The sequence below is a fragment of the Enterovibrio norvegicus genome (genome assembly GCF_002876705.1).
Taxonomy (GTDB): Bacteria; Pseudomonadota; Gammaproteobacteria; order Enterobacterales; family Vibrionaceae; genus Enterovibrio; species Enterovibrio norvegicus_B.
The window spans coordinates 296,167-322,797 of the sequence record NZ_MDAG01000013.1 but is presented as its reverse complement, the minus strand read 5'-3'; the positions used below and the strand labels follow the sequence as shown (position 1 = coordinate 322,797).

Below are 26,631 nucleotides of genomic sequence, written 5' to 3'. Positions count from 1 at the left end.
CGCCATGTTAAGAGCGCTCTATCTGATCATTGCGGTGTGCTGCTTCTTGCCGACGCTTCCGGGTTTACTGGGTGTGTTGGTGTCGTCACTCGGCTATGTGCCGCCGCTGGGCATGCACCAATTCGGATTGGCAGGCTTTGCCATGGTGCTCGAATGGGAAGGTGTGTGGCAGTCGATCTGCATGACAGTGTATTGCGCTATCGCCAGTAGCTATCTGGCGTGTTTGATTACCTTTGCGATTTTACAGGCCAGTTGGGGCACTCGGTTTTGGCGTCGTGTGGAGATCTCGTTATCGCCTTTGCTCGCCATGCCACATGTGGCGTTTGCCATTGGCTTTGCGTTTTTGTTCGCGCCAACGGGCATGGGGCCAAGGCTGCTTAGCCTTGTTGGTTATGACGCCAATGCTCAAACCGTGAATGATTTAGCGCTGCTGGTCAAAGACCCGTATGCGCTGGGTTTGATTCTGATGCTGGCGATGAAGGAAGTGCCGTTTTTACTGCTGATGAGTATTTCTGTGCTGCGCCAACTCAAGGTCGATCAGAGCGAGAAAGTGAGTGCTTCGTTGGGCTACAGCAAAGCGCAGACGTGGTGGAAATGCGTTTTTCCGCAATGGCTCGCCAAGCTACGTTTTCCGATGTTGGCGGTGATGGCGTACAGCCTGTCTGTCGTCGATGTGGCGCTGATCATTGGCCCAACTAACCCGCCGACGTTTGCGGTATTGGTGTGGCAATGGTTCAACGACCCTGATCTTGCCTTGCTGCCAAGGGCGGCGGCAGGGGCTGTGGTGCTGTTTGTTATCGCGATCTTGATGATTGCGTTGGCAAGGCTGGTGGAGTGGGCGATCACAAAAGGGTTCCGGGAATGGCAATTCTCGGGGCGAAGTGGTTACTCACTGCCGGGTAAATCTATATTCTCCGCGATTTTGCTTACCAGTGTGGTCATGGTGCCATTGATGGTGGTGTGGAGTATCGCCCAACGTTGGCGATTCCCCGATTTACTTCCAAGCCGTTACAGCCTTAGATTCTGGGAATATGAGTGGGACTCGATTCTCGGCACCGTATCCCAAAGTTTGCTGATCGCCTTGATCACTGCGTCGGTTGCATTGGGTTTTGCATTGGTGGCACATGAATATCGGCTTCGCTATAAGCTTCAAGTGCCGGGCTATATCATCGCGATCCCTATGTTGATTCCACAACTTTCCGTGTTGTTTGGTATGCAGGTTGCCACCTTGTACCTCAGCAGCGATGCACACTTTTTCTGGGTGTGTTGGGCGCATGTTTTCTTCGCATTTCCGTATGTGTATTTGTCGTTAGATGGCCCGTGGCGCAGCTATGACGAAGGGTTAACCCGCGTCGCGTTGAGTTTGGGTAAATCGCCGCTCCGTGCGTGGCTTCAAATAAAAATGCCTATCTTGCTGCCTGCCATTGTGTTTGCGTGGGCCATCGGGATCAGCGTGAGCTTGGCGCAATATCTGCCAACCTTGGTATTGGGGGCGGGACGCATTAGTACCATCACGACCGAAGCCGTGGCGCTGTCGAGCGGGTACGATCGACGCGTGACCGCGATATACGCAATTTGGCAAGCCTTGCTGCCGTTAGTTTTCTTCTCTTTTGCGATTTTAGTGAGCCGTTTACAGAGCCGCTATCGCCGTTTATCCATGAAAGGTTTGCTCCCGAATGAGTCTTTGTATCGAAAACCTCGCCATCCGTAAATCGACGGGCGAGGTGCTGTTTTCTTCCCTGAACATGCGTGTTGAAAAAGGGGAGATTTTGACGCTGATGGGGCCAAGTGGCTGCGGAAAGTCGACCTTGCTAGATGTGATCGCAGGGCATCTGTCAGATGAGTTTTGTTACTCCGGCAACGTTGCGTTGGATGGTCAGTATCTGGATGGCAGACCAGCACACAAGCGCGATGTCGGCATTCTGTTCCAAGAAGATTTGTTGTTTCCGCACCTGTGCGTGTGGGAAAACTTGGCGTTTGCACTACCTGACACCATTAAAGGCGCAGAGCGCAAACACCGCGCCATGCAGGCGTTGAAAAACATTTCGTTGACCAAGCTTGCGGATTCTTACCCTGATCAAATTTCTGGGGGGCAGCGTGCGCGCATTAGCCTGACACGCATGTTGTTGGCGAAGCCCAAAGTGGCACTGCTCGATGAACCGTTCAGCAAACTGGATAAAGGCTTGCGTATGCAGTTTCGCGATTGGGTGGTGGAGCAACTGAAAGATGCCAATATCCCTGCACTGATGGTGACTCATGATGTGGAAGACATTCCTGAAGGCAGCAGATTGCTGACGCCATGGGAGCCTGCTCATGCTTGATGCTATGGCAATTAAGGTCGTGCGCTGGCCGCTGACACAAACCGCAAAGTTGGTGGATAAACTTGGTGTCACCGCCAATCAAACCACGCTTGCGGGTTTCGTACTTGGGTGTTTCGCTCTGCCTGCCTTGGCGTTTGAGCAATACACTGTGGCCTTGGTGTGTATTCTGCTTAACCGTGTTTGTGATGGTATGGATGGCGCATTGGCGCGTATTCAGGGTATTACCGATGCGGGTGGCTACCTTGATATCAGCTTGGACTTCTTGTTCTATTCTCTGATCCCGTTTGGTTTTGTGTTGGCAAACCCAGAACAAAATGCCGTCGCGGGCGCGTTTTTGATTTTCTCTTTCATCGGATCTGGCAGCAGCTTTCTAGCTTTTGCCGTGATGGCGAGTAAGCGCGATATCGCTGACCCCGTGTACAAAAATAAATCGCTTTACTACATGACAGGGCTGACCGAAGGCACTGAAACCATCGCTTGTTTTGTGTTGCTTTGTTTATTCCCAACGCACTTTGTGCTGATTGCCAGCGTGTTCGGTGCCATGTGTTGGTTTACCACGGGTTCGCGGATTTATTCGGGGTTTCATACCTTGGCGGATAAACCGGCTGCGTAAAACTTGGTATCAGCTGAATGTAAAAACGCCCGCGATGTGAATCGCGGGCGTTTTTGTTTAAAGCAGTTTTTGGCTTTTTAGCTTTTGCCTTTTTGCCTTTTAGCCAGAAACAAGAAGCCAGAAGCCCTTGATTAGGATCTGGGTTTCACTGTTTTACGTTCCACAACGCTTGGCTCCAGCTCGACCACTTTCTTTTCACCGTCATTGTCACCAATACGCGCAATCAAGGCATCGACCGCCGCTTTGCCGAGTCGATATTTCGGTTGGTGAACCGTGGTGAGAGAAGGGGTCATGAACTTGGCGATGTGGATGTCATCATAGCCAATGATCGACAAATCATCTGGCACATTAATGCCTTGTTCGTGGGCGCTGTTCAATACGCCCATCGCCATCATGTCGTTACAGACGAAGATGGCGCTTGGTTGGTGCGCTTGTTGCTGCATCTGTGCAAAAGCATTTGCACCGCCCTCACATTCGAAGTCTGATTCGATGATCCATTCTGGTTTGAGCGGTAACTTGGCTTCGTGCATGGCGCGTTTGAAGCCTTCAAAACGGGTCTGAGCTTGGCTTTTCACCAACGGTCCTGTGATACAACCAATCTCTGTGTGGCCGTTATCAATGAGGTGTTTGGTGGCGAGATAACCGCCGTGCAGCGAGTTATCTTGAATTTTGTCGCACGCAAACGAGGTTGGGCCCCAATCCATTATGACCACGGGAAGATTGCCCATGCGATCGTAAATTTCGTCTTGTTCACCTTCGAGCGTTGAACACATCAATATCAGCCCATCGACACGCTTTTGCATCAGGGTTTCAATCGATGCTTTCATGCGGGTCGCATCGCCTTCTGTGTTGCAAAGAATCAGGTTATAGCCAAGGTGGTAGCAGCTGCGCTCTACGCCTTTGACCACTTCACCAAAGAACGGGTTGGTGGAGGTGGTCACAAGCATACCAATGGTATTTGTGCGGTTGATTTTGAGGCTACGTGCGAGCGCAGAAGGGGCGTAATAGTGCAGCTCTTTGGCTGCACCGTTAACGCGCTCTGCAATTTCGTCACTGACAAATCGGGTTTTGTTGATCACATGGCTAACGGTGGAGGTGGAGACCCCCGCAAGCTTTGCAATGTCTTTCATTGTCGCCATGTGATGCTCCGGTTATTGCTGGTCTGCCAAAAAGGTATCAACCTCTGCGCGGCTTGGAATAGACGTTTGCGCACCAAAGCGTGTCACCGAAATGGCAGCGGCAGCGTGGGCAAACTTAATCGCTGATTCTAAAGGCATTGCTTCCAATAGACCAGTGACGAGTGCGCCATTAAAGGTATCGCCAGCGGCTGTGGTGTCTGTTACTTCTACGCGGAAACCGGGAATGATTTGGCCTTTCGCTTCGTGTTGCTGACTCACCCACACACCTTTCGCGCCGAGCGTGATCATCACGGTGTCAATGCCTTTCTCGTGCATCACAGCCGCGGCTTGTTGGGCGCTTGCTTCATCGGTCACTGCAATGCCCGTCAGCACTTCGGCTTCGGTTTCATTCGGGGTGATCATGTCCACGCGCGCCAGTAGTTCATCGGATAACGGGCGGGCAGGGGCCGGGTTGAGGATCACTGTGGTGTTGTTTTCTTTGGCGACCAACGCCGCGCGTTCAATGCCGTCCATTGGGGTTTCAAGCTGCATGAGTAGGTATTGCGCTTGGCGAATCGCTTCAAGATCAGATTCGATGGCGTCGGCGGTGAGCTTGGCGTTGGCTTCGGCAGAAATACAAATGCTGTTTTCGCCGCTATCCGACACTTGAATCATGGCGATACCCGTCGGTGTGCCAGCCTCGATTTTTACGCCATCAACGGCGATGCCGTCTTCTTTGAAGCTCTCGCGAATGTTGATGCCAAACGCATCGTCACCCACACAGGCGATAAAACCGATGTCTGCGCCTAAACGCGCCGCTGCAACCGCTTGGTTCGCGCCTTTTCCGCCAGGAATCACTTGGTAATTACGGCCATGCAAGGTTTCACCCGGACGCGGGAAAGAAGGCACCTGAAGGACATGGTCTGCGTTAACACTGCCGAGTACGACTAACTGATTCATTGTTTGTTCTCCGACGCTCAAGCGCCTATTCGTTATTCTTCGTCACCGGCAGCAATGTGTTTGTTGCGGTGACGTAATCAGATAAAAAAGAGCATTGGGCTTTCGTGGGCCACGCGCTCATCCCTGACCATTTTTCTTATTGAAAGTGGAGGGGACTAAAAGCACAGTGCTGTTTTCTCGCTTCTCGCTTTTTGTCCTCCCCACTTTTCAAGGGGGGAGTTAGAGGGGGGTGCTCTGGCTCTTAGCGAGAATCAAACATTCCCTTCATTTTCTATGTGGAGGGAATGTTCGAATATCGCGTCAGCGTTTATTCCTGCGTGATCACTTTCAGTGGCACAGGAATAGAAGCTTCAACGTTTTCACCTTTCAATACCTTGGCAGCAGTTTCAACGCCGATTGCGCCGATCATGTCTGGCTGCTGTGCAATGGTTGCGCCTAGCTTACCGCGTTTTACTGCTGCAATGCCGTCGTCTGTGCCATCAAAGCCCACAATCAGCACGTCTTTGCCTGATGCTTGGACAGCGCGAAGGGCACCCAGGGCCATTTCATCATTTTGTGCGAACACGGCTTGTACATCAGGGTTTGCCGCCAGCATGTTTTCCATGACGTTCAGACCTTTTGTGCGGTCGAAATCCGCAGGTTGGCTTGCCAGCAATTCCATGTCGCTGTTGTTCACGGTGTTCATGAAACCTTCACCACGCTCACGCGCCGCGGATGTCCCTGCGATGCCTTCAAGTTGGATGATCTTCGCGTTGGCACCGACTTTCTCCATGATGTAGCGGCCTGCCATTTCACCTCCTGCCACGTTATCGGAAGCTATGTGGCTCACCACGTCTCCGCGCGCTGCACCACGGTCAAGCGTTAGCACAGGAATGTTTGAACGGTTAGCGATACGAATTGCGTTCGATACCGCCGTTGAATCTGTTGGATTAATTAGGATGGCTTTCACGCCACGAACCGTTAAATCTTCCACGTTTGACAGTTCTTTGCTTGGGTCATTTTGAGAATCAAGCACGATCAGGTCATAACCCAATTCTTTCGCTTTGGCTTCTGCGCCGTCTTTCATGGTCACGAAGAACGGGTTGTTCAGGGTAGATAACACTATCGCCATGGTGTCTTGCGCGTGGGCTGCCATGGAAGCGGTGGATGAAAGTAGGGCGGCAGAGATGAGCATTGAGAGTTTTTTCATGTCACTTTCCTTTAGTTTTTGTTTGCGCGTCTTGCCGCGGGGACGGCAAGCGCGCTTTCTACACGTTTTTGGATGGGTTTTCGTCTTGCAATAAAAATGGGTTTTTCGGTTTACTTGTTTTTGTTATCCACCATGACAGCCAGCAGAATCACGACGGCTTTGGCAATCATTTGGTAGTAAGAGGACACATCCAGCAGGTTCAGGGCGTTGTTCAAGAAGCCGATGATCAGCGCACCAATCAGGGTACCCATGATGCGGCCTTTACCGCCTATTAAGCTGGTGCCGCCCAGCACGACCGCGGCGATAGCATCAAGCTCGTAGCCCATGCCAGCGGTTGGTTGTGCGGAAGAAAGGCGAGATGTCACGATGATGCCCGCCAATGCAGCCAGCAGACCACAGATGGCGTACGCGCCAATTTTGACTTTGTCGACGTCGATACCTGAAAGACGCGTTGCAGATTCGTTGCCACCTAATGCATAGATGTAGCGACCGAAACGGGTGTGGTTAAGCAAGTACCACACCGCCGCGAACACAATCACCATCAACCAGACAGGAACAGGAATGCCCAGTGCGTAGCCAGTACCGAACCAAGCAAATGCATCAGCGGTGTCCGTAAAGCCCGTTGAGATAGGGCGACCTTCGGTGTACACCATGGTCACACCGCGTAGTAAGGTCATGGTAACCAGTGTGGCGATGAAGGCTTGCACCTTGCCTTTGGCGATGATAATGCCGCTGATCGCGCCCAATACGGCACCTGCAAACAGGGCGGTTGGCACGGCAATCAGGACGGGCACTTCCATCGCAATCAAGCTGGCAGCAAAGGCACCACACAAGGCGAGCACAGAGCCAACGCTCAGATCGATACCTGCGGTAAGGATGACCAGTGTCATGCCGACAGCAATGATGGCGTTAATCGAGGTTTGACGCAGGATGTTGAGAATGTTGTCGACGGTAAAGAAGTTCGGACTTAAAAACGACACAACAACAATCAGAAACAGTAAGGCAATCAAAGATTTTTGTTCAATCAACCACGCTTTGCTAAACAGCTTTTTGCTGTTGTCTTGGGTGTTTGGTTGGGCGATTGGGTTGCTACTCATGCTGCATCCTTCTTAACGTATTTACCTACAGCGCAGGCTAGTAATGTTTCTTGGTCGGCGTCTTTGGCGTTGAATTCGCCGGTAATGCGCCCTTGGTGCATGACCATAATGCGGTCGCTCATGCCGAGCACTTCTGGCATATCAGAAGAAACAAGGATGATGCTCATGCCGTCGGCTTTGAATTTATTGATTAATTGGTAGATTTCTTTTTTTGCCCCAACGTCTACGCCGCGGGTGGGTTCATCGAGGATCAGAACATGTGGCTTGGTCATTAAGCCTTTGGCGATGGCGACTTTTTGCTGATTGCCCCCGGATAGGTTGCCAATCAACTGTTCGCGACTCGGGGTTTTAATATTGAATAATTTGATGAAATCGTCGACGGCAATCACTTCGTCACCGTGACGGATTTGCATGCCGTTGCTCAGTGTGTCGAGGGTGCATAACGACATGTTTTCTTTGACGGAAAGGCCGAGGATTAAGCCGTCGCCTTTGCGGTCTTCTGAGATATACGCAATACCGTTGGCAAGGCCATCGCGCGGGCTAATCGGATTGATGAATTTGCCGTTGAGTTTGATGTCGCCGCTGTGAAGGGGTTTTGCGCCATAAATGGCTTTCATCAATTCAGTGCGGCCTGCACCCATCAAGCCCGACACGCCAAGAATTTCGCCGCGTTTGAGCGTGAAGCTCACGTCGTTGATCCCAACGCCAGAGACACTGATGACTTCTAAGCTGGTCTCACCATGGGTGGCTTCGATACGCGGGTATTGTTCGTCGAGCTTTCTGCCCACCATCATTTCGATGAGCTGATCTTCGTCGATGTCAGCCACTTGGCATTCGCCAATGAAGCGGCCGTCGCGCAATACCGTGACGTCGTCACAAATGGTGAAAATTTCTTTTAATCGGTGGGAGATATAAACAATCCCGCAGCCTTGGTCGCGAAGCTCATTGATCACGCTAAACAGCGATTCGGTTTCGGTGTCCGTCAGCGCATCGGTCGGTTCGTCCATGATGATCACGTTTGAATCGAACGATAGCGCCTTGGCGATTTCCACCATTTGCTGCTCGCCCAGCGACAAATCACCTAACAAGGTTTTGGCACTGTGCTTCACGTTTAGCCGGGCAAGGAGCTTATCCGCTTCGGCATACATCTTGTCCCATTCAACACGACCAAATTTGCTGGTGAATTCGCGGCCAAGGAAGATGTTCTCGGCAATGGTCAGTTGAGGGATCAAGTTCAGCTCTTGGTGGATGATGCTGATCCCCGCGAGCTGAGAATCTCGCGGGCCTTTAAATGCCACAGGTTGACCTTGGTAATGAATACTGCCGCCATCCAGTGCATGGATACCTGTCAGCGCTTTCATCAGCGTGGATTTTCCTGCGCCATTTTCGCCCATTAACGCCATAACGCGACCGGGATAGACATTCAAACTTGCCTTATCCAGCGCTTTCACGCCGGGGAAGGCTTTTTCTATCTCGTTCAGCTGCAAGATTGCTTGAGTCATATTTCGTCCTCAGAACGTTGGATTAAAACACCACACCCGTTTGGAAAATCACATTGGCGTAAGGGGTGCATTCGCCAGTGCGGATCACGGCACGACTGTTGTCGGTACGTTGTTTAAATATTTCATGGGAAACGTATTGGATGGAGAAGGCTTTGCCGCAGCGCTGTTCTTCCTGCTTGAGCTCTTCTAGCAATGCTTGGTGGCATTCAGGGCTTACAGAGGCGAACTCTTCAGCCATGATCACGCCTTCAATCTGTGAGTCCGTCAGGTAAACACGCACGGTGTTTAAGAAGCTCGGAACGCCATGGGTGAGCGCCAAATCAATACGCTGAACATGTTCAGGGATCGGCAAGCCAGCATCGCAAATGGTCACTTCATCGGTATGACCAAGGGTGCCAGTGAGGTAGGCAATGTCAGCGTTCAGTAGGGTACTTTTTTTCATTTTTTAACCTTGTTATGTCGGTTATTTGTGATGACGTGTCGTCTTTCTTCTTGGGTAAAGACATCAAGGCACAGCGTCATTTAGGTGTCATCGAAACGTTTCGCCAACAGTAATCGAAACGTTTCGATGAGTCTTGTTTCACGTTTATGGTTGTGATTTTGATCGGCTATTTGGGGCGATGTTGCGTGCTGAATTTGAGCTAATTCACTAACTGGTCATTAGTGGCGAGGGCAAAAAGAGAGAGATAGAGGGAAACAGTCAAAGCACATGACACACGTTGTTGGTCTCGGTAAACAGTAACGTTCGAAGATGGTCATCAGGGGCAAATGAAAAAGCCCGTGGTCGTCACGGGCTTTAAAAATCAGAGTGGGCTAGCCTGTTGCGGTGTGTCTGTTTGTGTCATTTGACGCGCGAGTTCGTGGAAGGTAGCAGACTCGTGTCCGGAATTTGCACTGTACTCTTGGCACTCAAGAATTAACTGATGAAGACTGGTCCACTGAAGGTTTGCTTGTGCGGCAATCTTTTCTGGTAGCTCGCGCATTAGTTGCGCCACGCCGTCTTCATTGGCGGGTAAGCCTAACGAGATTAAACACTCCATACGTTCTTTGGAGGTGCGGCGCAGTTGTTGAAGAAGTGGCGCTTGAAGACGGATGTTCGCTTCATTCGCTTTGCCGTCGCGTTCGGTATAAAGGCTTTTTTGTTGTTTCAATAGAGACAGCAGTTTGTTGTAGGCTTTAACGTCGTTACTCATTGAACGAAGAAAATACTGAATGCGTTGAGGTGCGGCTGATTCCATGGTTGTTCCTTATGCTCAGTGCCTGTTTAGCTCATTTAGCGTCATACAATTTGACGGTCGCCAAAGAGGTTAGGCCTGAGACGTTGCGCAGCAAAACAGTCTTGCTAGCGAGTAGTGGCGCGAATCCATCGCGTTGAGAGGCGTCCAATGTATTGCGGGTGTTCTGTTATACATTTAAGTATAGACCCAGAGTTGTACTCGAACTATCAATATAAATTCGAGGGGAAAAAACCAGAAATGCCAACTTGCATCAATAAACCATGTTTTTAGCGTCTGTTGACCCTAGAGCGTTTTAAGATACTGACGAGGTGTGAGGCCGAACTCTTGTTTGAATCGGCTGGAAAATCGTGCTTCAGATTGGTAGCCACACGTGAGTGCAACATCCAATTGCGATCGGGATGACTGCATCAAACTCAGGGCGTAATTCATTCTTACATGCGTGAGCACTTGGCGGAACGAGGTGCTTTCAGCATTCAGCCGACGCACCATGGTCGCGCGACTCATCGAAAAGTGGTTGGCGACGGTTTCGATGTGGTGTGCGTCGCCAGGATTGATGCTGAGATAACTGGCCAAACGCTCCCGCACACTTTTCCTTTCCCCAGGGAACAATAAATGCAATGCACCCACATGCTTGAGTTCGGCATAGAAACCCAATAAAAACTGCCGTTGTGTATCGTGTGAGAGGGCTTTCTCTGACATATCAAACAAGGCGTTGAAGCAATAATCCAGTTGCGGTGTAACCTGCACGCGCGGTTCAGCGTGAAGTGCCTTTTCTGCTGACTCTTGAATCCATTCTGACGGAGGCGCTTCATGAAACGTCATGGTGCGCGAATAAAACTGGGTTTGGTCGGGTTCGTTCACAAAGGTCAGGTAATGACTGGCTGGCACAACCAGCCAGTCTGACGGTGTATAACGGTGGGGTGCATCATGCCACCACAATTGCTTGTGACCGCGATGCACCCAAACAATGGTGGGTGCATGAATCAGCACATTCCGAAGGGGTTGGCGTTGTGTGCCTCGAAATTGGCCAGTCTGCACCAAAAGTTTCGTCATACGTTTCCGTCTCGTTACCTGTTTTCGTTTTTGGTCGGTTTACTCAGTGACAAACGTTGCCGTGAGTGTGGCTTTGTCGAGTGCAGAACTATTTAGCATATAGCCAATGAGTGCGTTCGACGGCTTTTCTGGCAGACCTAGCGTTTCAGTTGGCAACGCCCATACAGTGAACTGGTAACGGTGCATGCCATGACCTTTTGGCGGACATGCGCCGCCAAAACCTGTCGCGCCATAATCGTTACTCATTTCTTTCGCACCTTTAATGTCGCCTGACGCACCGCGCTTTACGCTGAGTGTGGATGCAGGAACATCTAAAGCGACCCAGTGCCACCAACCGCTGCCCGTTGGTGCATCAGGGTCAAATGCGGTGATGGCAAAGCTCTTGGTGCCTTCGGGCGCATCGCTCCAGCTTAACTGCGGGGAAAGGTTGTCTCCCGTGCAGCCAAAACCGTTATAGGCAAACGTATTTGCCATGCGAGAGCCTTCTTGAATATCTTGGCTGGTGAGTGTCATCGCGGAACTTGTAAAAGACGTCGCTGCAAGCAGTGCAACCAATAGTGTTGTTTTCATCATGCTTCCCTCAGTAAGTGAACGAGAACCAGTGTATGAAGAAGCTATACGTTCAAATGAACATAGAGACTCAATGTTGACATTATAATGTCTTATTTGAGCCTTATGGTTATTTCTTGAAATGTTGACCGACATTTATCTTCGGTGAGAGTGATTTTTCTCATGCGGTTTTTCGTTAAGCCCTCGGCAGATTCTGCATGATAGTGCGGTAAATAGGCTGGAAACACGCACTTAATTCATCGTTTCTGGTATGGTTTTTTCAGGCTCGTACAGCATTGAAATTAGAAGGAAAGGGATGACCAACAACAGGGAAGGGTTTTCGATCAGCAATGATGAAAATAAGGTTGATGTTATACGGTTGAAGGCACTGCTCGCAGGATCTTACTGGGCACATGATCGAGATATCGACACCATTGCGCGGTCAATTAAGCATTCTGAATGTTTTTCTCTGTGTGATAACGACTACTTTGTGGGCTTTGCTCGTGTCGTAACGGATTACAGCACCTTTGCGTATGTGGCGGATGTGATTGTTGACCCGGATTATCGAGGTAAAGGATTAGGGAAATGGTTGGTTGATACCGTAGTGAATGACGCGCGTTGGAAAGGGCAGCTCATGATGCTTGCTACTGACGACGCCCATGCTTTGTATGAGAGACATGGGTTCTCAACCAGCCAAAAATTCATGGGCATTAACTGTCGATAACAGAACAACGAAAGAGAAGGGCAAGCCAATGCTAGACCGCGAAAACACAGGCCTGATTGTCGTTGATGTACAAGGCAAGCTCGCACGATTGGTGCATGACAGCGACGTACTGATCGCCAACACCGTGAAGCTGGTAAAAGGCGCCCAAGCCTTGGGTTTACCGATTGTTTTGGTCGAGCAGAACCCTGAGCGACTTGGTTCGACAGTTGATGAGCTTCAAGCGCTGTTAACGGGTAACCCCGCCATTCCTAAGTTCACCTTTGACGCCTGCAAAGCCCCCGCTTTTCTTGAAGCGATAAAACACGCCAATGTGACCACTTGGCTCATTTGCGGCATCGAAGCGCACATCTGTGTATACCAAACCGCCCAACATTTGCACCAACTCGGCTGCACGGTTGAGCTGGTTCAAGATTGTGTTTCTTCTCGCGCCCCAGAAAATACACACCTCGCTATCTCAAAGCTTTCCTCTAAAGGTATCGGCATCACAGGCCTTGAAATGTGCCTTTATGAGCTTGTGGAAGATTGCCGAGCCGATGGATTCAAAACAGTGCTTGGGTTGGTGAAGTAAGTGGTTTAACCAACGCTAAGATCCATCGATCAGCAAATGAAAAAGGGCCGAGAAATACGGCTCTTTTTCATTGTTACGCGAAAGCGACAGGCATATTTGCTTTTCTCTTCCTACTTTTCGTCAGAGCGCAGCACCAATTCAACGCGTCGGTTTTGCTTCTTCCCCTCGTCGGTAAGGTTATTCCCAACAGGCGAGTATTCACCCACACCTTTTGGGGTGAGCTGATGTGCGGGAATGGTGTGTTTTTCAGTGAGTATGTCCACCACGCGTTTTGCGCGTTTTTCAGCAAGGTTTTGGTTGTACGCTTGGCTGCCTTGATCGTCTGTGTGACCGACGATGTAGAAGCGTCGATTGGGTTTGTTTTTCAAATAGGTCGCGAGCGTTTCTACCACCACATGAGCTTCGGGAAGTAAGGTGTCGCGGTCGAACTCAAATAAAAGACCATCAAGGGCGACGTGTCCAGATTGCTCAATTTTGTTGGTTAAGCCTTCTAGGTCAATCACTAACCTTTCATCGTTTAACGCTGTTTCCTCAATGATACGAAGCTCCGCCCATAAGCCTCTTTGAAAACCTGTGATATACACCATGGCATGAACAGTGCCCTCTGAGCGATCTAGATGGTAGAGCGAATAGAATTGACTTTCATCATTGCCGATATTGATCAGGGTGTTGAGTGTCTTTTGTAGTGTGTCATCTTTCCCGCATTGAATGCCGTGACAACTAAACATTTTTGTAAAGCCGAGTTTGCGCAATGCAGCAGCATAGTTCGCGTTCACTTCATACTCGGAATAGGTACGCGGTAGCTTATAACCAATGTCCGTGATACGGCCCTCAAGATTGCGTGCGATGAGGTTTTTCTTTTCATCAATATTTACCATTACATCGCTTTGGCCGAAGTCATGTTGTTGATATTTTTGAATGTAAGCGCCAGGTAGTCGCTCAACCATGGGGTGGTCAGACGTGTTTTTAATGTCTTTTTTTGACATATCTTTGAACACTTTAGGGACACGTTCTTCGCTGAGGTAGTTTGGGTTTACAACGACTAAATCTAAGGGTTCTGGGATTTCTTCGAGGATATCAAGCTGCAGTCCGCCTCCATTTTTCCAGCGGGATGAATACACGGAAATGAAGAGCGTCTTATCTTCAGTTTGGATTTTTGCGGTAAGCATCGACGTTAGATCTTTGGAAATATGGTCTTCAGGACGAACCACGTTGATCAGGGCTTTAATATCCCCACAGGCTTCCTTTTCGCACTCAAATACGATCTCGCCACCTAGCTTTTCAATTTGTGCTTTGTAGTTGTTTACCGCGAATGACGGTTCGTAGTTGGTGGGTAATTTGTAGCCAAAACGATCAAGTTTGCCGCCAACATCCTGAGTTGTGATGCCCTTTTTATTTATGCTCACAACCAAGGGGTAGTAGGTGAAGTGACGGTCATCTCGTTTGGGCTTTTTAGTTTCTGGAAGCGCGGAGAAAAGCGATGTGCTTTCTGCGACTGCAAATCCACAGAAGAAGAGAGACATGGTGGTCAAAGTGACTATGTGTAACCATTCAATGAATGGTTTTCTGTGGTGATAAACGTGCATGATACATATTCCTTTATATCGCCAAACTGAGTCTCACTCACGTATTCGGTATGGGTTCGTGAGCGTGTTTTGTTTTATCTTCCTTTGACTGAACTAGGATGCTAGAAAGTCGCCTGAATGCTGTCAATCGAGTGGGTGACTCGAATGTTGGCAGTCTTAAATTCAATGATGGCTCAGGGACTCTCATTACCGTTGTATATACGCTTCTTTTCCCTCTTTGCCTTCCACTCTCAAGCCTCAGACAGATTTTATCCGCCTAGTTGAATAGAGTACGCAGATACACATGCTTCGCGCTTTGTTGCCCAATCGAGTTTACCTACTTGGACGGCAATGATGCGTGGTGTAGTCAGCTTCGATTCGCATCTAGGTTTATTGGTTATGGATATAAAAAAGCCGAGGCTTGGCGAGCCTGCACCATGGTTTGAATGCCGCTCTCCGCAAAGCCCTAAATTCAAATTTCATACGGTTGCAGGGCGCTATATTGTTCTGCATTTTTTCGGTTCTCTCACACAGGACATGTGCCGAAAAACCGTGGATGCCTTTTTTCAGTTTGAAGATACGTTCGATGCCTTTTCGTGTTCATTCTTTGGCGTAACAACCGACCAGAATGACGGTTCGGAGCCTCATTTCGATGGGCGCACTTTGGGTGTGCATCTGTTTCAAGATTTCAATAAGTTGGTGAGTGCGAAGTATGGTGCGGTGAACGCACAAGGAACGCCATTGCCACAAACTTACGTGCTGGATGAACGCCTTCGTATTGTTGCGAATATTGCGGTGTCATCGACGCAGTTTGGCGAAATGCATGTTGCTAAGGTGCTCTCGGTGTTGTCGAGCTTACCGACGATGAAGCCTAGCACCATCGCTGATATTCCAGCTCCCGTGTTAATTGTTCCTCGCGTTTTTGAACCTGCCTTTTGCCGAGAGTTAATCAAATTCTACGATGAGAGGGGCGGTAAAGAGTCTGGTTACATGCAGGAGATTGGTGGCAAGACGGTTTACGTTGAAAACCACAAACACAAGCGACGAAGTGATGAGGTGATCGACGATAAACAACTGCGAGAAGCGTGCATGATGCGGATGAAATTTCGTTTATTACCTGAGATTCAAAAAGCCTTTCAGTTTAGTACCACACGAATCGAGCGATATATCGTTGCTTGCTATGACAGCGCGACTTCTGGGCATTTTCGCGCCCACCGCGACAACACGACCAAAGGCACGGCACATCGACGCTTTGCGGTATCGATAAACCTCAATACGGATGAATACGAAGGTGGCGAACTCAGCTTTCCCGAGTTTGGTCGCCAGCGGTATGTTGTGCCAGCAGGGGGGGCATGCGTGTTCTCGTGCTCACTACTGCACGAAGCAAAGAAGGTGACAAAAGGCTCGCGGTACGCGTTTCTTCCATTCTTGTATGATGATGCCGCCGCCGCGATTCGAGAAGAGAATCGACAGTTTATCGAAACAAACGATGCGTAGTTTTCCTTCCTCGGAGGTTGGATCTTGTTCTTGGTGAGTAAAAATGTGTTTTCTCGGGGCATGAAGCTCCGTTTTTCGACGCTTGTTTCTTTCGGGCTTTCTTTGGTTTACGCGGCAAATGCCTTTGCCAGCAGCGATGCATATATCGATGATTTCCGTCTTATCGAACCAAGCGTGAGCGAGGTCGTCTCACACAATAATTCCATTGTTTATGAGACGGATTTCAACATTCCTCTTCAACTCTCAGATGCCGAACTGTATGCAAAACAACACGGTTTAGCGCTGGCAATAACGTCGTTCGAGCAGAAAAGAGGCGGTGGTGGGTCTGGGTGTGCGCACTCTCCTGTATGCATCATCGTTCTGCCGTTCGTTTTGTTTCATGCCATGTCTTCTTACACCATTGATGTGGCCACGTTTTCAAAAGACGATGTGTTTTTGTTTAGCACCGAATATGACCAACGTAGTGGTTTATTATTGGACGTGACCTTTGATGAATCGCTGAACGCCAGTGTATCCATTGAGTCAAGCCAACTTATAAATCGTGTGTTTGTTCAGTCAGCCTCTCGTGATGACAACGCAAACATTGTGGAAGCGTTGTATACGGCGTTGCCAACACTTCCTGATGATAGTCCGTTTCATTTATTCGCTTCCGAGGTTGTTTACTTCGCTCAGTGGCAAAACCCTGATTGGAAATCTGAGCAATTAGAACGCGCAAATGCGGCATTAAAAAACGGTAAAAACTATTCGGAAAATCAAACCACAGCGTTAGTCAGTCTTGTGTGTCAGGTCGTTGACGCCAAAAGTGGAGAGTCTCCGAGTGCTGTGTTGTCTTATACCTCGGCAATCCAATCGATAGAAAATAGCCAGAGTGTGCTGGATTGTGTGAAGGACGATGAAGCTTATACGGTTGAACATTATGCGGAAATAGATCGATTGGCCAATAGTCAGCTTTCCGCGTTTTGTCATGATGCGGATAGTTTTGACGTTACGGATTGGCATGAAAACATTGAACGCTTCTATCGTGATTACTCACCTATGATGCAAAGCGCAGCGATGCGTTGTTCTGTTCCACCGTTCAACATCTATCAACGCTGGTATGAAGACCAAAAGGTGTCTCAGGCTGATTATGAGTATCTTGCGAAAGAGCACGCGAAGAAGAGCCGGACACTGCGTGATAGCATGACGGTGGCTGACCCTAACGTGCTTGCTGCGAGGTTAAATCTGGCTACGGAATCTCGATATGCGGCTGCACATATCCTGAATGAAATTGAAAAGCATCAACCCACAATAAGCGAGCAAACCGCACGCCAACTGACGCATTTATATTGGTTGGATCTTTATAGCGTAAGTTCTTTTCCTTTCTTACCCGATACCGATCGAGACATTGAGAAACAGGCGCGCATTTTACAGCTTCTTTCCAGCGCGCCCTCTGAAATGAAAAGACACATTTCAAGCGAGTTTTCAGCACATTTAGATGATGAAGCGTTATTTGACCCTTACGCCAAGGCAGCATTTCGTGTTCTGTTTTCGAATGAAAAACCTGACGACCTAATGCGCCTGCTTGTTGAAAAAGCGCCGAGTGTTGAAGACGTTTCGCTAATGCAGTCACAGTATCAAGTCTCGACAAATGTTGACGACAGCGGTGAGCCTGAACACTCAGATTTGATCTGGCTGGCTCTGTACCTAAATCCAGCGTTGGGGCATTCGGTTGTGGACAGTTATCCGGAAGCATTGGCTGAACATAACGCCAATAAACCCGACTGGATAGACAGTGGGCGATCACTGCTTAATCAAGTTGAAGGCTTGTTTTGACTGTCTGTCTCCTCTGTCGATCTCCTTAGGGTTACAACCACCCCTTTCGCTTGAAATACAGCAATGGCGCGATGCCTGATGCCACCATTAAGCAGAGGGCAAAAGGGTATCCGTAGTGCCACGACAGCAGCGGCATGTTTTCAAAGTTCATGCCGTAGATGCTGGCGATAACCGTGGGTGGAAGAAAGACGACAGCAGCAATGGAAAATATTTTGATGATTTGATTTTGTTCGATGTTGATGAAGCCTTGCGTGGAGTCCATCAAAAAATTGATTTTGTCGAACAAGAAAGTGGTGTGAGAGAGCAGGGCGTCAATGTCGCGCACGATTTCGTTCAGATCTTCTCTGTGTTCACTGCGAGATTGAAGGTGGCGCAGTAAGAAAGAGATGGCGCGTTGCGTATCCATTAGACACAACCGAACCTTCCCGTTGCTGTCTTCTTGCCGAGCCAATTGACTGATGCATTCTTCAAGATCGGAATCGTCATCTTCTAACACGGCATGACTGATTTTCTCTAGCCCACGATGCAAATCTTCCAACATATCTGCATGGTTTTCGACCTTCTGTTCCAAGATCGTTAGCAATAGCGTTTCAATGTCTTTGCAACGGATCTGACCTCGACGCGCCCTCAGTCTCAACAAACGAAAATCGGCAATGTCACCATCTCGGATCGTGATGAGTCGCTTGCTTTGTAAAATGCTGGCGACCGACACTGTATTGTGTTTGCCTTCGCTTTTCGCGAGGAACAAAGAGTGTACGTGAAGACCACGTTTATCGAGGAAAAAGCGTGCAGAGGATTCGATTTCATCAACATCATCCGATTCGGGCAACTCAATGCTGAGGAGCGAACTGATAACGTCTCTCTCGTACTCGCTGGGGTCGTGTGCATCAATCCATACTGCTTTGTCGACGAGCAGGTTCATGTCGTCGTAATCATAGGCATGTATTTCGGTAATGAGCCCGGCGTCGATGGTAAAAAAACGCAGCATGTCGCCTCCTCAGATCGGTTTGGCTTAGTCTAGCGTGACGTGGCTTTCTAACGAGAAGTGTTCACTCACAGTGTGGTAGTGAATATAGAAAATCTTCAAGGCAACGGATGACTTATTGTCGAATATTTGAAGAAGTATTGTGAAAGAAGGCTAGGAAAGGGCCATCCTCCCCATTTACGTGGGGAGGACACTGCGATCGTGAACTTACTTGAGTGAGTTCTTCTGCATGAGTTCTTCAGCTACGCCTTTAAGCACCATTTCATCCATGACGAAATTCACGGTATTCAGCAAGCGCTGTTCGCCTTTCGGGATCAGGTATCCGAACTGGCTGCGGGTGAAGGGTTCGTCACAGCGAGCGGCTTCTAAACGCGCGTCGGTCACTTGATAGAACATGCCTTCTGGCGTTTCAGTCACCATGACATCAACATCACCGGCTGCCACGGCTTTTGGCACATCAAGGTTGTTTTCGTAACGGGTAAATGTCGCGTTAGACAGGTTTTTGTCTGCGAACTTTTCATTGGTTCCACCAATGTTGACGCCAACGCGAACCGACGCTTTGTTCACTTCTTCAAGTGAATTGAATTTCTCAACGTTGCCTTTTGCCACCAAGAAGCACTTGCCAAACACCATATAACCTTGCGTCTGTTCTGCTGCTAATTGGCGAGACATCCTGCGCGTAATGCCACCCATGGCGATGTCGTATTTGTCTTCTTGAAGGTTGCTCACCAGGCCTTTCCATGTGGTTTGAACCAGCTCAAGCTTCACGCCAAGTTGGTCGGCGAGGTGCTGCGCCACATCAATGTCATAACCTGAAAATGTCTTACCGTCATAAAATGAAAACGGTTTGTAATCACCCGTGGTACCTACACGGATAACGCCAGCTTCTTGAATGTCTTCTAACTGATCTGCGTTCGCAATGCTAGAAAGGCCTAATCCACTTAGACCCAGCGCCGCGATAAGGAGTGCTTTTTTCATTGTTCGTCCCTTTTGTTTTCGCACAAGTTTGCTTGTGCATGCATCCAATTTTCATCGTATCAGTATGGTTGAACGAAAAGGGTCAAACAATTGAGAAGAGGTTTAGATCAAACGCTGTCATTTTCGGCTTGAACGACGCGTGTTTTTGGATCTTTTCACCGACTGTGATGTTCAATTTCCCTTTCCAGTGGAATAATGGCGGCCGCTTTTCCTTCCCTATTTGATGTGGTGTGTAATGTTGTCTGAAAGACGTGCGTCTTTGGTTTTGCTTATTGTGACCGTGTTGGCCGCGTGGGGATGGATTTTCTCTAAAGAAGCGATACAGGGTTTGCCTCCGTTTGGCTTTATCGGCCTCCGCTTTTTGTTGGCGTCTGTCTGTTTACTGCCGTTTTGTATAGGCAGTTTGAAGCGCGTTGAGAGAGGCGACCTTGTTCGAGCATCGGGTGTTGGCAGTCTATTATCTGGGGCGTTGCTGTTCTGGATTTTTGCTATGTCGGTCAGTACGTCGCTGGGGGAGGGGGCATTCATCATGAGCCTTTCCATGTTAATCGTGCCCTTGGTTGCGTGGGGGCTGTTTAAACAAACCCCGCCGCGAATCTTCTGGGTATCCATGCCGATCGCGGTTGCTGGCTTAGCGCTCTTGTCATTGGGTGGTGTGGGCTGGCAATTGTCGCCTAGTCAGATTTGGTTCCTGTTGGCCGCTGTGTTTCTTGCCATCCATTTTAATGTGAACAGCCGTTATGCCAAGCGTATTCCAACCTTGGTACTCACCTGTGTTCAACTGTTTACGACGGGTGTGATTGCTTCATTGGTGTCGTTGTGTGTCGAAACTTGGCCTGAGGTTATACCCCCTGCCATTTGGGGTTGGTTCACCCTGAGTGTGATTGTGGCGACGAGCTTGCGCTATTTGCTGCAAACCTTTGGGCAAAAAGGCGCGAACGCGGCAAATGCGGCCATCATCATGATCTTAGAACCCGTCTGGACCGTGGTTCTGAGCGTGGTGTGGTATCACGAAGCCATGCCTGCGCATAAGATTGCAGGCTGTTCGTTGATTCTGCTGTCATTGCTTATCTATCGTGGTAGCCAACCATTGAGAAACTTTCTTCGTAAAAAACTAAGTTAAACATTTACCAAAATGAATCCAACCTTGTGAGAGCATGAATCATCATGCTCTATACATATTGCGCCTTCAGAAAATCAATCATCACACGACATTTTCTGGGTAAATAGGCTTGCTTTCGATAGTAAGCAAACAGTCTAAATGGGCGGCTAATGCCTACCTGGGGTAACACCGGAACCAGTGCTTTTTCTTGCACTTCTTTTTGAATGATTAAGCGCGGTATGTAGACGATGCCTTGGTGTTGAATGGCGGCTTGAATCAATACCTCTGTGCTGTCAGAACGCACCGTCGAGGTCACATTGACGGACTCTCCCTGTTCGAATGTCCATTCGCTTCCCATTTTTCCTTCGGTACTCTGTTTTCCATTTCCTACGCCGTAAGTGAGGCATTGATGCTGTTCAAGATCAGCAATGCGACGGGGTGTGCCGTGAGTTTCAAGGTATGACGGAGATGCAAACAGGCCGTTCTGAAACGTCATTAATGGCACCCCAACAAACATTGCTGCATCGAGGTGTTCGACTTCTCTCGCGATAGAAATATCAGCGCCTTGCACCGGAATCTCGTCATAGTGTGTATTGGTCAGGTTGAGTGAGATGTCTGGAAACTGTTGTCTGAATGTGTCGAGTTGAGGCATAAGCACTCGGCTAAGCACAAGACTGGGTGATGCCAGAGAGAGAACGCCCGCAGGTTGCGTTTTTCGGTGTTTCGTTTCGGCGAGTAGCTCTTCCCAGTCGGTACCGATTTGGCAGAAGGTTTGATAAAAATGCGCACCATCTTCTGTGACGGCCACATTCCGTGTTGTGCGAGCCAATAGCTGCACCCCCAAGCTCGCTTCGAGCTCTGCAATCTGCTTACTCACCACGGAAGGCGTGATATTCATGACCTTTGCGGCAGATGCCATAGAACCTTGTTCGACGACATGTTTAAACAAAAGGGCATGTTTGAAATTGGTCATGACGGCATTCGTTCATTTTTGGAAACTGATACTTCTAATATTTGGTGATTATCTCGATATGGGCAATAGCTAGAGTGTCTCGATATTCATCAAAGAGGGAAAAGAAGCTAATGAATTTGAAGGACTATGTGGTTGAAACCGTTACGTGGCAGGCCAAACAGGGCGTGAGTACGGAAGACATGTCAGCGGCCATTGATGACATGCTGGTGGATCTGAAAACACTACCAGGTTTTCTGCACGAGACGCTTTGCCAAGCCAGCAATGGGGATTGGATGCAGCTTTATTATTGGGAAACGGAACACGATGCGCAGCAATCAAGTGCCTTGATGGCAGATAAAGTGTCATTTGTGCAGTTGCTGTCTTTGATTGCGCCAGAATCTGTTGAGATAAAAGTGTACACGCCTGTGCAGGCATCATCTGAGGTTGCTTTTACTTAACGGGAAACAGGAAAGGTGGACTGCGGGGAGGAAAAGGTTGGAGCGTGCAGCGGGAATCGAACCCGCATCATCAGCTTGGAAGGCTGAGGTAATAGCCATTATACGATGCACGCGCTTGGGATTAATGTAGATCGGTGGTGTGTTCGCTGCAAGATATTGCTTTTTGATCAATGCATTAATGTGAAGGTGAAGGGCGAATGGTCAGGCTTTGAACAATTATTGGCGCTGTTACGCGCCAATACCGATCAATTCTTTGACGTTTTTCAGGTAGCGACGGCTAATGGGCACCGTATGTTGGCTCAGAGTGATGATTTCTGCCAATCCGTTCTCGAGCAGTTTAATCTCGCTGATGTGATGAACACTCACTAAATATTGGCGATGGCAACGCACCAAGGTGGTTTTGTCTTCCAGTGTTTTCAGTGTCAGTTGTGTACTGGCGGATTGACGATCGGAGCGCACATGCACGCCGCTAAGGTCGCTGTATACGCATTCCACTTGTTCGATGGGAATAAGAAGAATGCGGTGATGACCAACACAAGGGATATGTATGAGCCGCTCGGGAGCAATGGCGGAGTAGTGTGGTTTCGGTTCGACCTTTTCACTTTGCTTATTGAGGCGTTGCAAGGTTTTCAGCAGGCGTTTGTGCTCAACCGGCTTGAGTAAATAATCAAAGGCATTGTCTTCAAAGGCTTGAATTGCATACTGATCGTAAGCGGTTACAAACACCACCTGCGGCATGGTATCTGGATCTAACATGCTCAAGAGTTCGATGCCGGTGACTTGTGGCATTTGAATATCAAGAAAGACCACGTCGGGTTTCAATTCATTGATTTTTTTTAGTCCGATAATGGCATTGGATGCGTCACCAATCACCTCAATCAGCCCAGTTTCTAATAACTGTTCTGCCAGTTCCTCACGAGCAAACTGCTCATCGTCAATTACCAGCGCTGTTAACATTGCCTTATGCACTCTTACGCATTCAAGAAGCGGGGATAATAAACGTCATTCTTGTAAAGATGTTCGGCTCACTCGTGATTTTTAGCGATGCGTCACGCCCAAATTGATGCAAGAGGCGTTTTGAAACGATATCCAACCCCAATCCCACATGTTCTTCATCAGGCGCTTGGTAACACCCTGCATTGTCTTCAACGGTGATGGCGGTGTGTCCGTTGATGGTTTCGCTATAAATTCGCACAGTGCCACCTTCAAGCAGGGTGGATATACCGTGTTTAATGGCATTCTCAACCAAAGGCTGCAAGGTGAAGCTCGGCAGTTTGGTATCGAGCAGGGCGCTGTCAATTTCCACGCTGACTGAGAGCCTGTCAGTGAAACGGGCTTTTTCAATGCTGAGGTAAGCATCGACATGGGCGAGTTCTTCGCGAAGTGTCACGGTGTTGATGTTCTGTTTTAAATTGCTTCGGAAAAACTGAGACAGATTTTGGATCAACTCTCGGGCTTTATCGGGGTCACGGCGAATGATCGCACTGATGGTGTTTAATGCATTAAACAGAAAGTGTGGGTTCACTTGTGCATGCAGCAGCTTGATTTCTGATTGGGTCAGCAGGGACTTTTGTTCAAGGTAGCCACTGAACAGGATTTGGCTGGATAACAACTGCGCAATGCCCTCTGCCATCGACATGTTGATGGTTGAGAATAACTTGTGTTTTCGCTCATACAGTTTGATGGTGCCGACCACTTCATCGCCAGTGCGAAGCGGGATAATGAGTGCAGAACCGAGCTTGCAGTCGGCAGACAAGCTGCATTGGTAAGGACGCTCAGCACCATCAAGGTAAATGATGCTGTTCTTCGTCATGGCATCTAGCGTGCTCTGAGAGGAGATGGGTGTGTTCGGTTTGTGGTGATTATCTCCGATACCGACGAAGGCGAGTATTTTGTTTTTGTCGGTGATTGCGACTGCGCCTACCTTGGTTTCTTCGTAAATAATGCGGGCGATTTTCTCGGCATTTGTGCTGTTAAAGCCACTGTGCAGAATGCCAACACAACGATCAGCAATCGTTAACGCTCGGCGGGAAAAGGTGGCGGAATATTTTTCGAAGATGGTTTTTCTGTCCTGCAAGATACTCATGAACAGGGCTGCACCAAAGGCGTTTGCAATGATCATCGGCGCGGCAATGGCTGAGACCAGATCGTAGGCTTGGTCAAAGGGCTTGGCGACAATCAAGAGAATGAGCATTTGCACCACCTCTGCCACAAAGGTAATGCCGAACACCACAAACGGGTTAAACAACTGTGCGCCACGGTTTCGTTTGATCAAGTACACATGCAAAAAGCCACCAATTAAGCCTTCTGCAGTGGTGGAGATTGCACAGGCAACATCGGTGAATCCACCCAAGGTATAACGATGAATTCCCCCGGTTAACCCCACCAGAAATCCGACAACAGGCCCACCAAACAAGCCGCCCATGACGGCACCAATGGCGCGGGTGTTGGCGATGGCATCATCAATTTGCAGGCCAAAATAGGTGCCGAGAATACAAAAGCCAGAAAACAACACGTAGCAAATGAGTTTGTTGCTCAAGCGGGAAGAGATGTTCAGCAGAGGAAGGATAATGGGTGTCTTGCTCAGCATATAGGCCAACACAAGATACACACACATTTGCTGAAGGAGCGAGATAATCAATTCCATGTTGCGCCTTTAATGGGCAATGCCCACGCTATTGAAAAGTGTCATGGTAGAAAGTAGGGGCATTTTAACGTTCAAAAATCTATAAACAACAAGAGCCTGCCGAAGCAGACTCTTCATGTTGCGTTTTCTAGGATCTACTGACCTTGGTGTCTACGCCGTTTTGGTTTTGACTTGTGGTTTTTCATCATCAGGAAGTTCGTCTTCACCTTTCCCTTTTGATGTTTTAATCACGTAGCCTGTCGCGGTGAGTGCGAACAGAATACCTGCGACGGTGGAGACGTTCATTGGCAAACCAAAACCAAGTGTGCTGCTGTTCAAGATGAACGTGACACACACGGTTGTCATGAACATGGCTGGAATCGTGGTGACCCAGTGCAGTTTGTTATGACGGAGTAGGTACGCAGAGGCGGTCCACAACATCATCACGGCGGTCGCTTGGTTAGCAAAACCGAAGTAGCGCCAAATAATACCGAAATCCACTTGAGTAAGAATGCCACCGATAACGAACAGTGGCATTGCCATCAGTAGGCGGTTACGCAAGGTCTTTTGTTCCATGTTGAAGTACTCAGCAAGAATCAAACGGCTAGAACGGAACGCGGTGTCGCCAGAGGTGATAGGCAGAATCACCACACCGAGGAAGGCAATAACACCACCAAACACACCGAGCAACCCAAATGATGCGCCGTAAACCACATTACCTGGGCCACCGTTAGCCACTGCATCGCGCAGGCCTTCCAGTGTGCCGAAGAATGACAACGCAATCGCACACCAAATCAGGGCGATAATGCCTTCGCCGATCATCGCACCATAAAACACGAAGCGACCGTTCTTTTCGTTTTCCATGCAACGCGCCATCAGTGGCGACTGGGTTGCGTGGAAGCCAGATATTGCACCACAGGCGATGGTAATAAACAGTGCAGGCCACAATGGTAGGTCATTCGGGTTCATGTTGGTGAACATGTCGCTGAATTCAAAGCCACCCATGACGGTGTGCTCGCTTGATAAGCCAATGGCTGTCATCAAACCCACAGACATGAAAATCAAGAGGGCGCCAAAGAACGGATAGAAGCGCCCGATAATTTTGTCGACTGGCACAATGGTCGCGAGAATGTAGTAGGCAAAAATCACCACCACCATAAAGGTCATGCTGATATCAAAACTGGTTTGTTCGTTCACCAGTGTGGTGATCATGCCAGCAGGCGCAGAGACAAACACCACACCAACAAGCAACAGAAGCACAATGGCAAAGATGTTCATAAAGTGTTTTGCGCCATTGCCAAGGTATCGGCCTGTGATCGTCGGAACGGATGCACCGCCATTGCGGATCGATAACATGCCGGAGAAGTAATCGTGAACGGCACCCGCGAAGATACAACCAATCACAATCCACAGCATGGCTGCTGGGCCATACAAGGCACCCATGATCGGGCCGAAAATAGGACCCACACCTGCAATGTTCAGTAACTGAACCAAATACACTTTCTTGGTCGACATAGGCACAAAGTCCACGCCGTCGGTTTTTGTGTGTGCAGGTGTAGGGCGATTTTCATTGATACCAAAAATCTTCTCAATGAAAGCCCCGTAGAGGAAGTAGCCGCCGATCAGAGCAGCGACACAGGTAAGAAACCACAGCATTGCAATCGTCCTTATTGAATGTAATCACAGCGCTACTATATGGCGCAGTCAGGACGTTGGCGCGGGCT

At 49.0% G+C, this 26,631-nt stretch carries 25 protein-coding genes and 1 tRNA gene; 9 read left to right on the top strand and 17 right to left on the bottom strand.

The features are described from left to right. The first annotated feature begins 4 nt into the window (after nt 1-4). From BCT27_RS08980 to BCT27_RS08970, 3 genes are read left to right on the top strand one after another with little or no spacing between them, the layout of a single operon-like run. Nucleotides 5-1,711, top strand: a complete 1,707-nt coding sequence (locus tag BCT27_RS08980; RefSeq protein ID WP_102395598.1) for an ABC transporter permease — start codon at nt 5-7, stop codon at nt 1,709-1,711. Further along, nucleotides 1,677-2,321 (top strand): ATP-binding cassette domain-containing protein, encoded by a 645-nt coding sequence (locus BCT27_RS08975; RefSeq protein ID WP_102395597.1) that lies wholly within the window; start codon nt 1,677-1,679, stop codon nt 2,319-2,321. Before BCT27_RS08980 ends, BCT27_RS08975 begins: the two co-directional genes overlap by 35 nt. Then, nucleotides 2,314-2,934: a CDP-alcohol phosphatidyltransferase family protein gene (locus BCT27_RS08970; RefSeq protein WP_102395596.1), complete on the top strand. Its 621-nt coding sequence runs from the start codon at nt 2,314-2,316 to the stop codon at nt 2,932-2,934. The genes BCT27_RS08975 and BCT27_RS08970 overlap by 8 nt, the downstream gene beginning before the upstream one ends. Before the next feature lie 131 nt (nt 2,935-3,065). On the opposite strand, the gene BCT27_RS08965 is transcribed toward BCT27_RS08970, so the two are convergent. From BCT27_RS08965 to BCT27_RS08925, 9 genes are all read right to left on the bottom strand, one after another. After that, nucleotides 3,066-4,073 (bottom strand): substrate-binding domain-containing protein, encoded by a 1,008-nt coding sequence (locus BCT27_RS08965; RefSeq protein WP_102395595.1) that lies wholly within the window; start codon nt 4,071-4,073, stop codon nt 3,066-3,068. A gap of 12 nt (nt 4,074-4,085) precedes the next feature. Beyond that, nucleotides 4,086-5,012, bottom strand: a complete 927-nt coding sequence (rbsK, locus tag BCT27_RS08960; RefSeq protein WP_102395594.1) for a ribokinase — start codon at nt 5,010-5,012, stop codon at nt 4,086-4,088. 307 nt (nt 5,013-5,319) lie between these two features. Continuing rightward, nucleotides 5,320-6,201, bottom strand: coding sequence for a ribose ABC transporter substrate-binding protein RbsB (gene rbsB / locus BCT27_RS08955; protein WP_102318729.1), 882 nt, complete (start codon nt 6,199-6,201; stop codon nt 5,320-5,322). A gap of 110 nt (nt 6,202-6,311) precedes the next feature. Then, on the bottom strand, nt 6,312-7,298 hold the full coding sequence (gene rbsC / locus BCT27_RS08950; protein WP_102395593.1) for a ribose ABC transporter permease: 987 nt from the start codon (nt 7,296-7,298) through the stop codon (nt 6,312-6,314). Then, on the bottom strand, nt 7,295-8,800 hold the full coding sequence (rbsA, locus tag BCT27_RS08945) for a ribose ABC transporter ATP-binding protein RbsA (RefSeq protein ID WP_102395592.1): 1,506 nt from the start codon (nt 8,798-8,800) through the stop codon (nt 7,295-7,297). Before rbsA ends, rbsC begins: the two co-directional genes overlap by 4 nt. 22 nt (nt 8,801-8,822) lie before the next feature. Further along, the gene (gene rbsD, locus BCT27_RS08940) at nt 8,823-9,242 is read right to left on the bottom strand and encodes a D-ribose pyranase (RefSeq protein ID WP_102395591.1); all 420 of its coding nucleotides are present in this window, start codon (nt 9,240-9,242) and stop codon (nt 8,823-8,825) included. A gap of 361 nt (nt 9,243-9,603) precedes the next feature. Beyond that, complete coding sequence (locus BCT27_RS08935) at nt 9,604-10,038, bottom strand: flagellar protein FlgN (protein WP_102395590.1); 435 nt, start codon at nt 10,036-10,038, stop codon at nt 9,604-9,606. 282 nt (nt 10,039-10,320) lie between these two features. Then, complete coding sequence (locus BCT27_RS08930) at nt 10,321-11,091, bottom strand: helix-turn-helix transcriptional regulator (protein ID WP_102315430.1); 771 nt, start codon at nt 11,089-11,091, stop codon at nt 10,321-10,323. 39 nt (nt 11,092-11,130) lie between these two features. Then, the gene (locus BCT27_RS08925; RefSeq protein WP_102395589.1) at nt 11,131-11,661 is read right to left on the bottom strand and encodes a YbhB/YbcL family Raf kinase inhibitor-like protein; all 531 of its coding nucleotides are present in this window, start codon (nt 11,659-11,661) and stop codon (nt 11,131-11,133) included. A gap of 295 nt (nt 11,662-11,956) precedes the next feature. Here BCT27_RS08925 and BCT27_RS08920 point away from each other — a divergent pair, with 295 nt between their 5' ends. Beyond that, the gene (locus BCT27_RS08920; RefSeq protein WP_102395588.1) at nt 11,957-12,364 is read left to right on the top strand and encodes a GNAT family N-acetyltransferase; all 408 of its coding nucleotides are present in this window, start codon (nt 11,957-11,959) and stop codon (nt 12,362-12,364) included. A 28-nt stretch (nt 12,365-12,392) separates the two neighbouring features. Then, a complete protein-coding gene (locus tag BCT27_RS08915; protein WP_102391355.1) occupies nt 12,393-12,932 on the top strand; it encodes an isochorismatase family protein in 540 nt (179 codons plus the stop codon). A gap of 110 nt (nt 12,933-13,042) precedes the next feature. Here BCT27_RS08915 and BCT27_RS08910 read toward each other — a convergent pair whose 3' ends face one another. Further along, nucleotides 13,043-14,518, bottom strand: coding sequence for an OmpA family protein (locus tag BCT27_RS08910; protein WP_102395587.1), 1,476 nt, complete (start codon nt 14,516-14,518; stop codon nt 13,043-13,045). Between the two features lie 378 nt (nt 14,519-14,896). Here BCT27_RS08910 and BCT27_RS08905 point away from each other — a divergent pair, with 378 nt between their 5' ends. Together BCT27_RS08905 and BCT27_RS08900 are read left to right on the top strand one after the other, a co-directional pair. Continuing rightward, a complete protein-coding gene (locus tag BCT27_RS08905) occupies nt 14,897-15,994 on the top strand; it encodes a redoxin domain-containing protein (RefSeq protein ID WP_241908541.1) in 1,098 nt (365 codons plus the stop codon). A gap of 60 nt (nt 15,995-16,054) precedes the next feature. Next, complete coding sequence (locus BCT27_RS08900; RefSeq protein ID WP_133153376.1) at nt 16,055-17,806, top strand: hypothetical protein; 1,752 nt, start codon at nt 16,055-16,057, stop codon at nt 17,804-17,806. A 31-nt stretch (nt 17,807-17,837) separates the two neighbouring features. Here BCT27_RS08900 and corA read toward each other — a convergent pair whose 3' ends face one another. Both corA and BCT27_RS08890 read right to left on the bottom strand, forming a co-directional pair. Next, complete coding sequence (gene corA / locus BCT27_RS08895) at nt 17,838-18,794, bottom strand: magnesium/cobalt transporter CorA (protein ID WP_102395584.1); 957 nt, start codon at nt 18,792-18,794, stop codon at nt 17,838-17,840. 204 nt (nt 18,795-18,998) lie between these two features. Further along, complete coding sequence (locus BCT27_RS08890; RefSeq protein WP_102391350.1) at nt 18,999-19,769, bottom strand: transporter substrate-binding domain-containing protein; 771 nt, start codon at nt 19,767-19,769, stop codon at nt 18,999-19,001. 235 nt (nt 19,770-20,004) lie between these two features. Here BCT27_RS08890 and BCT27_RS08880 point away from each other — a divergent pair, with 235 nt between their 5' ends. Then, on the top strand, nt 20,005-20,892 hold the full coding sequence (locus BCT27_RS08880) for a DMT family transporter (RefSeq protein WP_102395672.1): 888 nt from the start codon (nt 20,005-20,007) through the stop codon (nt 20,890-20,892). Between the two features lie 49 nt (nt 20,893-20,941). Here the strand turns inward: BCT27_RS08880 and BCT27_RS08875 are convergent, their stop codons facing one another. Then, nucleotides 20,942-21,844 (bottom strand): LysR family transcriptional regulator, encoded by a 903-nt coding sequence (locus tag BCT27_RS08875; protein ID WP_102395582.1) that lies wholly within the window; start codon nt 21,842-21,844, stop codon nt 20,942-20,944. A 110-nt stretch (nt 21,845-21,954) separates the two neighbouring features. Here BCT27_RS08875 and BCT27_RS08870 point away from each other — a divergent pair, with 110 nt between their 5' ends. Then, nucleotides 21,955-22,281, top strand: a complete 327-nt coding sequence (locus tag BCT27_RS08870; protein ID WP_102395581.1) for a hypothetical protein — start codon at nt 21,955-21,957, stop codon at nt 22,279-22,281. A 38-nt stretch (nt 22,282-22,319) separates the two neighbouring features. Here the strand turns inward: BCT27_RS08870 and BCT27_RS08865 are convergent. The 4 genes from BCT27_RS08865 to BCT27_RS08850 all read right to left on the bottom strand — a co-directional run bounded on the left by BCT27_RS08865 (nt 22,320) and on the right by BCT27_RS08850 (nt 26,563). Beyond that, nucleotides 22,320-22,394, bottom strand: a tRNA-Gly gene (locus tag BCT27_RS08865). Between the two features lie 115 nt (nt 22,395-22,509). Then, on the bottom strand, nt 22,510-23,238 hold the full coding sequence (btsR, locus tag BCT27_RS08860) for a two-component system response regulator BtsR (RefSeq protein ID WP_102395580.1): 729 nt from the start codon (nt 23,236-23,238) through the stop codon (nt 22,510-22,512). Between the two features lie 22 nt (nt 23,239-23,260). Further along, the gene (locus tag BCT27_RS08855) at nt 23,261-24,928 is read right to left on the bottom strand and encodes a sensor histidine kinase (protein ID WP_102395579.1); all 1,668 of its coding nucleotides are present in this window, start codon (nt 24,926-24,928) and stop codon (nt 23,261-23,263) included. A 150-nt stretch (nt 24,929-25,078) separates the two neighbouring features. Next, nucleotides 25,079-26,563: a carbon starvation CstA family protein gene (locus BCT27_RS08850; protein ID WP_102391344.1), complete on the bottom strand. Its 1,485-nt coding sequence runs from the start codon at nt 26,561-26,563 to the stop codon at nt 25,079-25,081. Nucleotides 26,564-26,631 lie beyond the last annotated feature (68 nt).

Excerpts from the sequence above, each read along its gene's own strand:
- BCT27_RS08980 (WP_102395598.1), top strand. The coding sequence starts at position 5 with ATGTTAAGAGCGCTCTATCTGATCATTGCGGTGTGCTGCTTCTTGCCG.
- BCT27_RS08975 (WP_102395597.1), top strand. The coding sequence starts at position 1,677 with ATGAGTCTTTGTATCGAAAACCTCGCCATCCGTAAATCGACGGGCGAG.
- BCT27_RS08970 (WP_102395596.1), top strand. The coding sequence starts at position 2,314 with ATGCTTGATGCTATGGCAATTAAGGTCGTGCGCTGGCCGCTGACACAA.
- BCT27_RS08965 (WP_102395595.1), bottom strand. The coding sequence starts at position 4,073 with ATGGCGACAATGAAAGACATTGCAAAGCTTGCGGGGGTCTCCACCTCC.
- rbsK (WP_102395594.1), bottom strand. The coding sequence starts at position 5,012 with ATGAATCAGTTAGTCGTACTCGGCAGTGTTAACGCAGACCATGTCCTT.
- rbsB (WP_102318729.1), bottom strand. The coding sequence starts at position 6,201 with ATGAAAAAACTCTCAATGCTCATCTCTGCCGCCCTACTTTCATCCACC.
- rbsC (WP_102395593.1), bottom strand. The coding sequence starts at position 7,298 with ATGAGTAGCAACCCAATCGCCCAACCAAACACCCAAGACAACAGCAAA.
- rbsA (WP_102395592.1), bottom strand. The coding sequence starts at position 8,800 with ATGACTCAAGCAATCTTGCAGCTGAACGAGATAGAAAAAGCCTTCCCC.
- rbsD (WP_102395591.1), bottom strand. The coding sequence starts at position 9,242 with ATGAAAAAAAGTACCCTACTGAACGCTGACATTGCCTACCTCACTGGC.
- BCT27_RS08935 (WP_102395590.1), bottom strand. The coding sequence starts at position 10,038 with ATGGAATCAGCCGCACCTCAACGCATTCAGTATTTTCTTCGTTCAATG.
- BCT27_RS08930 (WP_102315430.1), bottom strand. The coding sequence starts at position 11,091 with ATGACGAAACTTTTGGTGCAGACTGGCCAATTTCGAGGCACACAACGC.
- BCT27_RS08925 (WP_102395589.1), bottom strand. The coding sequence starts at position 11,661 with ATGAAAACAACACTATTGGTTGCACTGCTTGCAGCGACGTCTTTTACA.
- BCT27_RS08920 (WP_102395588.1), top strand. The coding sequence starts at position 11,957 with ATGACCAACAACAGGGAAGGGTTTTCGATCAGCAATGATGAAAATAAG.
- BCT27_RS08915 (WP_102391355.1), top strand. The coding sequence starts at position 12,393 with ATGCTAGACCGCGAAAACACAGGCCTGATTGTCGTTGATGTACAAGGC.
- BCT27_RS08910 (WP_102395587.1), bottom strand. The coding sequence starts at position 14,518 with ATGCACGTTTATCACCACAGAAAACCATTCATTGAATGGTTACACATA.
- BCT27_RS08905 (WP_241908541.1), top strand. The coding sequence starts at position 14,897 with ATGGATATAAAAAAGCCGAGGCTTGGCGAGCCTGCACCATGGTTTGAA.
- BCT27_RS08900 (WP_133153376.1), top strand. The coding sequence starts at position 16,055 with ATGAAGCTCCGTTTTTCGACGCTTGTTTCTTTCGGGCTTTCTTTGGTT.
- corA (WP_102395584.1), bottom strand. The coding sequence starts at position 18,794 with ATGCTGCGTTTTTTTACCATCGACGCCGGGCTCATTACCGAAATACAT.
- BCT27_RS08890 (WP_102391350.1), bottom strand. The coding sequence starts at position 19,769 with ATGAAAAAAGCACTCCTTATCGCGGCGCTGGGTCTAAGTGGATTAGGC.
- BCT27_RS08880 (WP_102395672.1), top strand. The coding sequence starts at position 20,005 with ATGTTGTCTGAAAGACGTGCGTCTTTGGTTTTGCTTATTGTGACCGTG.
- BCT27_RS08875 (WP_102395582.1), bottom strand. The coding sequence starts at position 21,844 with ATGACCAATTTCAAACATGCCCTTTTGTTTAAACATGTCGTCGAACAA.
- BCT27_RS08870 (WP_102395581.1), top strand. The coding sequence starts at position 21,955 with ATGAATTTGAAGGACTATGTGGTTGAAACCGTTACGTGGCAGGCCAAA.
- btsR (WP_102395580.1), bottom strand. The coding sequence starts at position 23,238 with ATGTTAACAGCGCTGGTAATTGACGATGAGCAGTTTGCTCGTGAGGAA.
- BCT27_RS08855 (WP_102395579.1), bottom strand. The coding sequence starts at position 24,928 with ATGGAATTGATTATCTCGCTCCTTCAGCAAATGTGTGTGTATCTTGTG.
- BCT27_RS08850 (WP_102391344.1), bottom strand. The coding sequence starts at position 26,563 with ATGCTGTGGTTTCTTACCTGTGTCGCTGCTCTGATCGGCGGCTACTTC.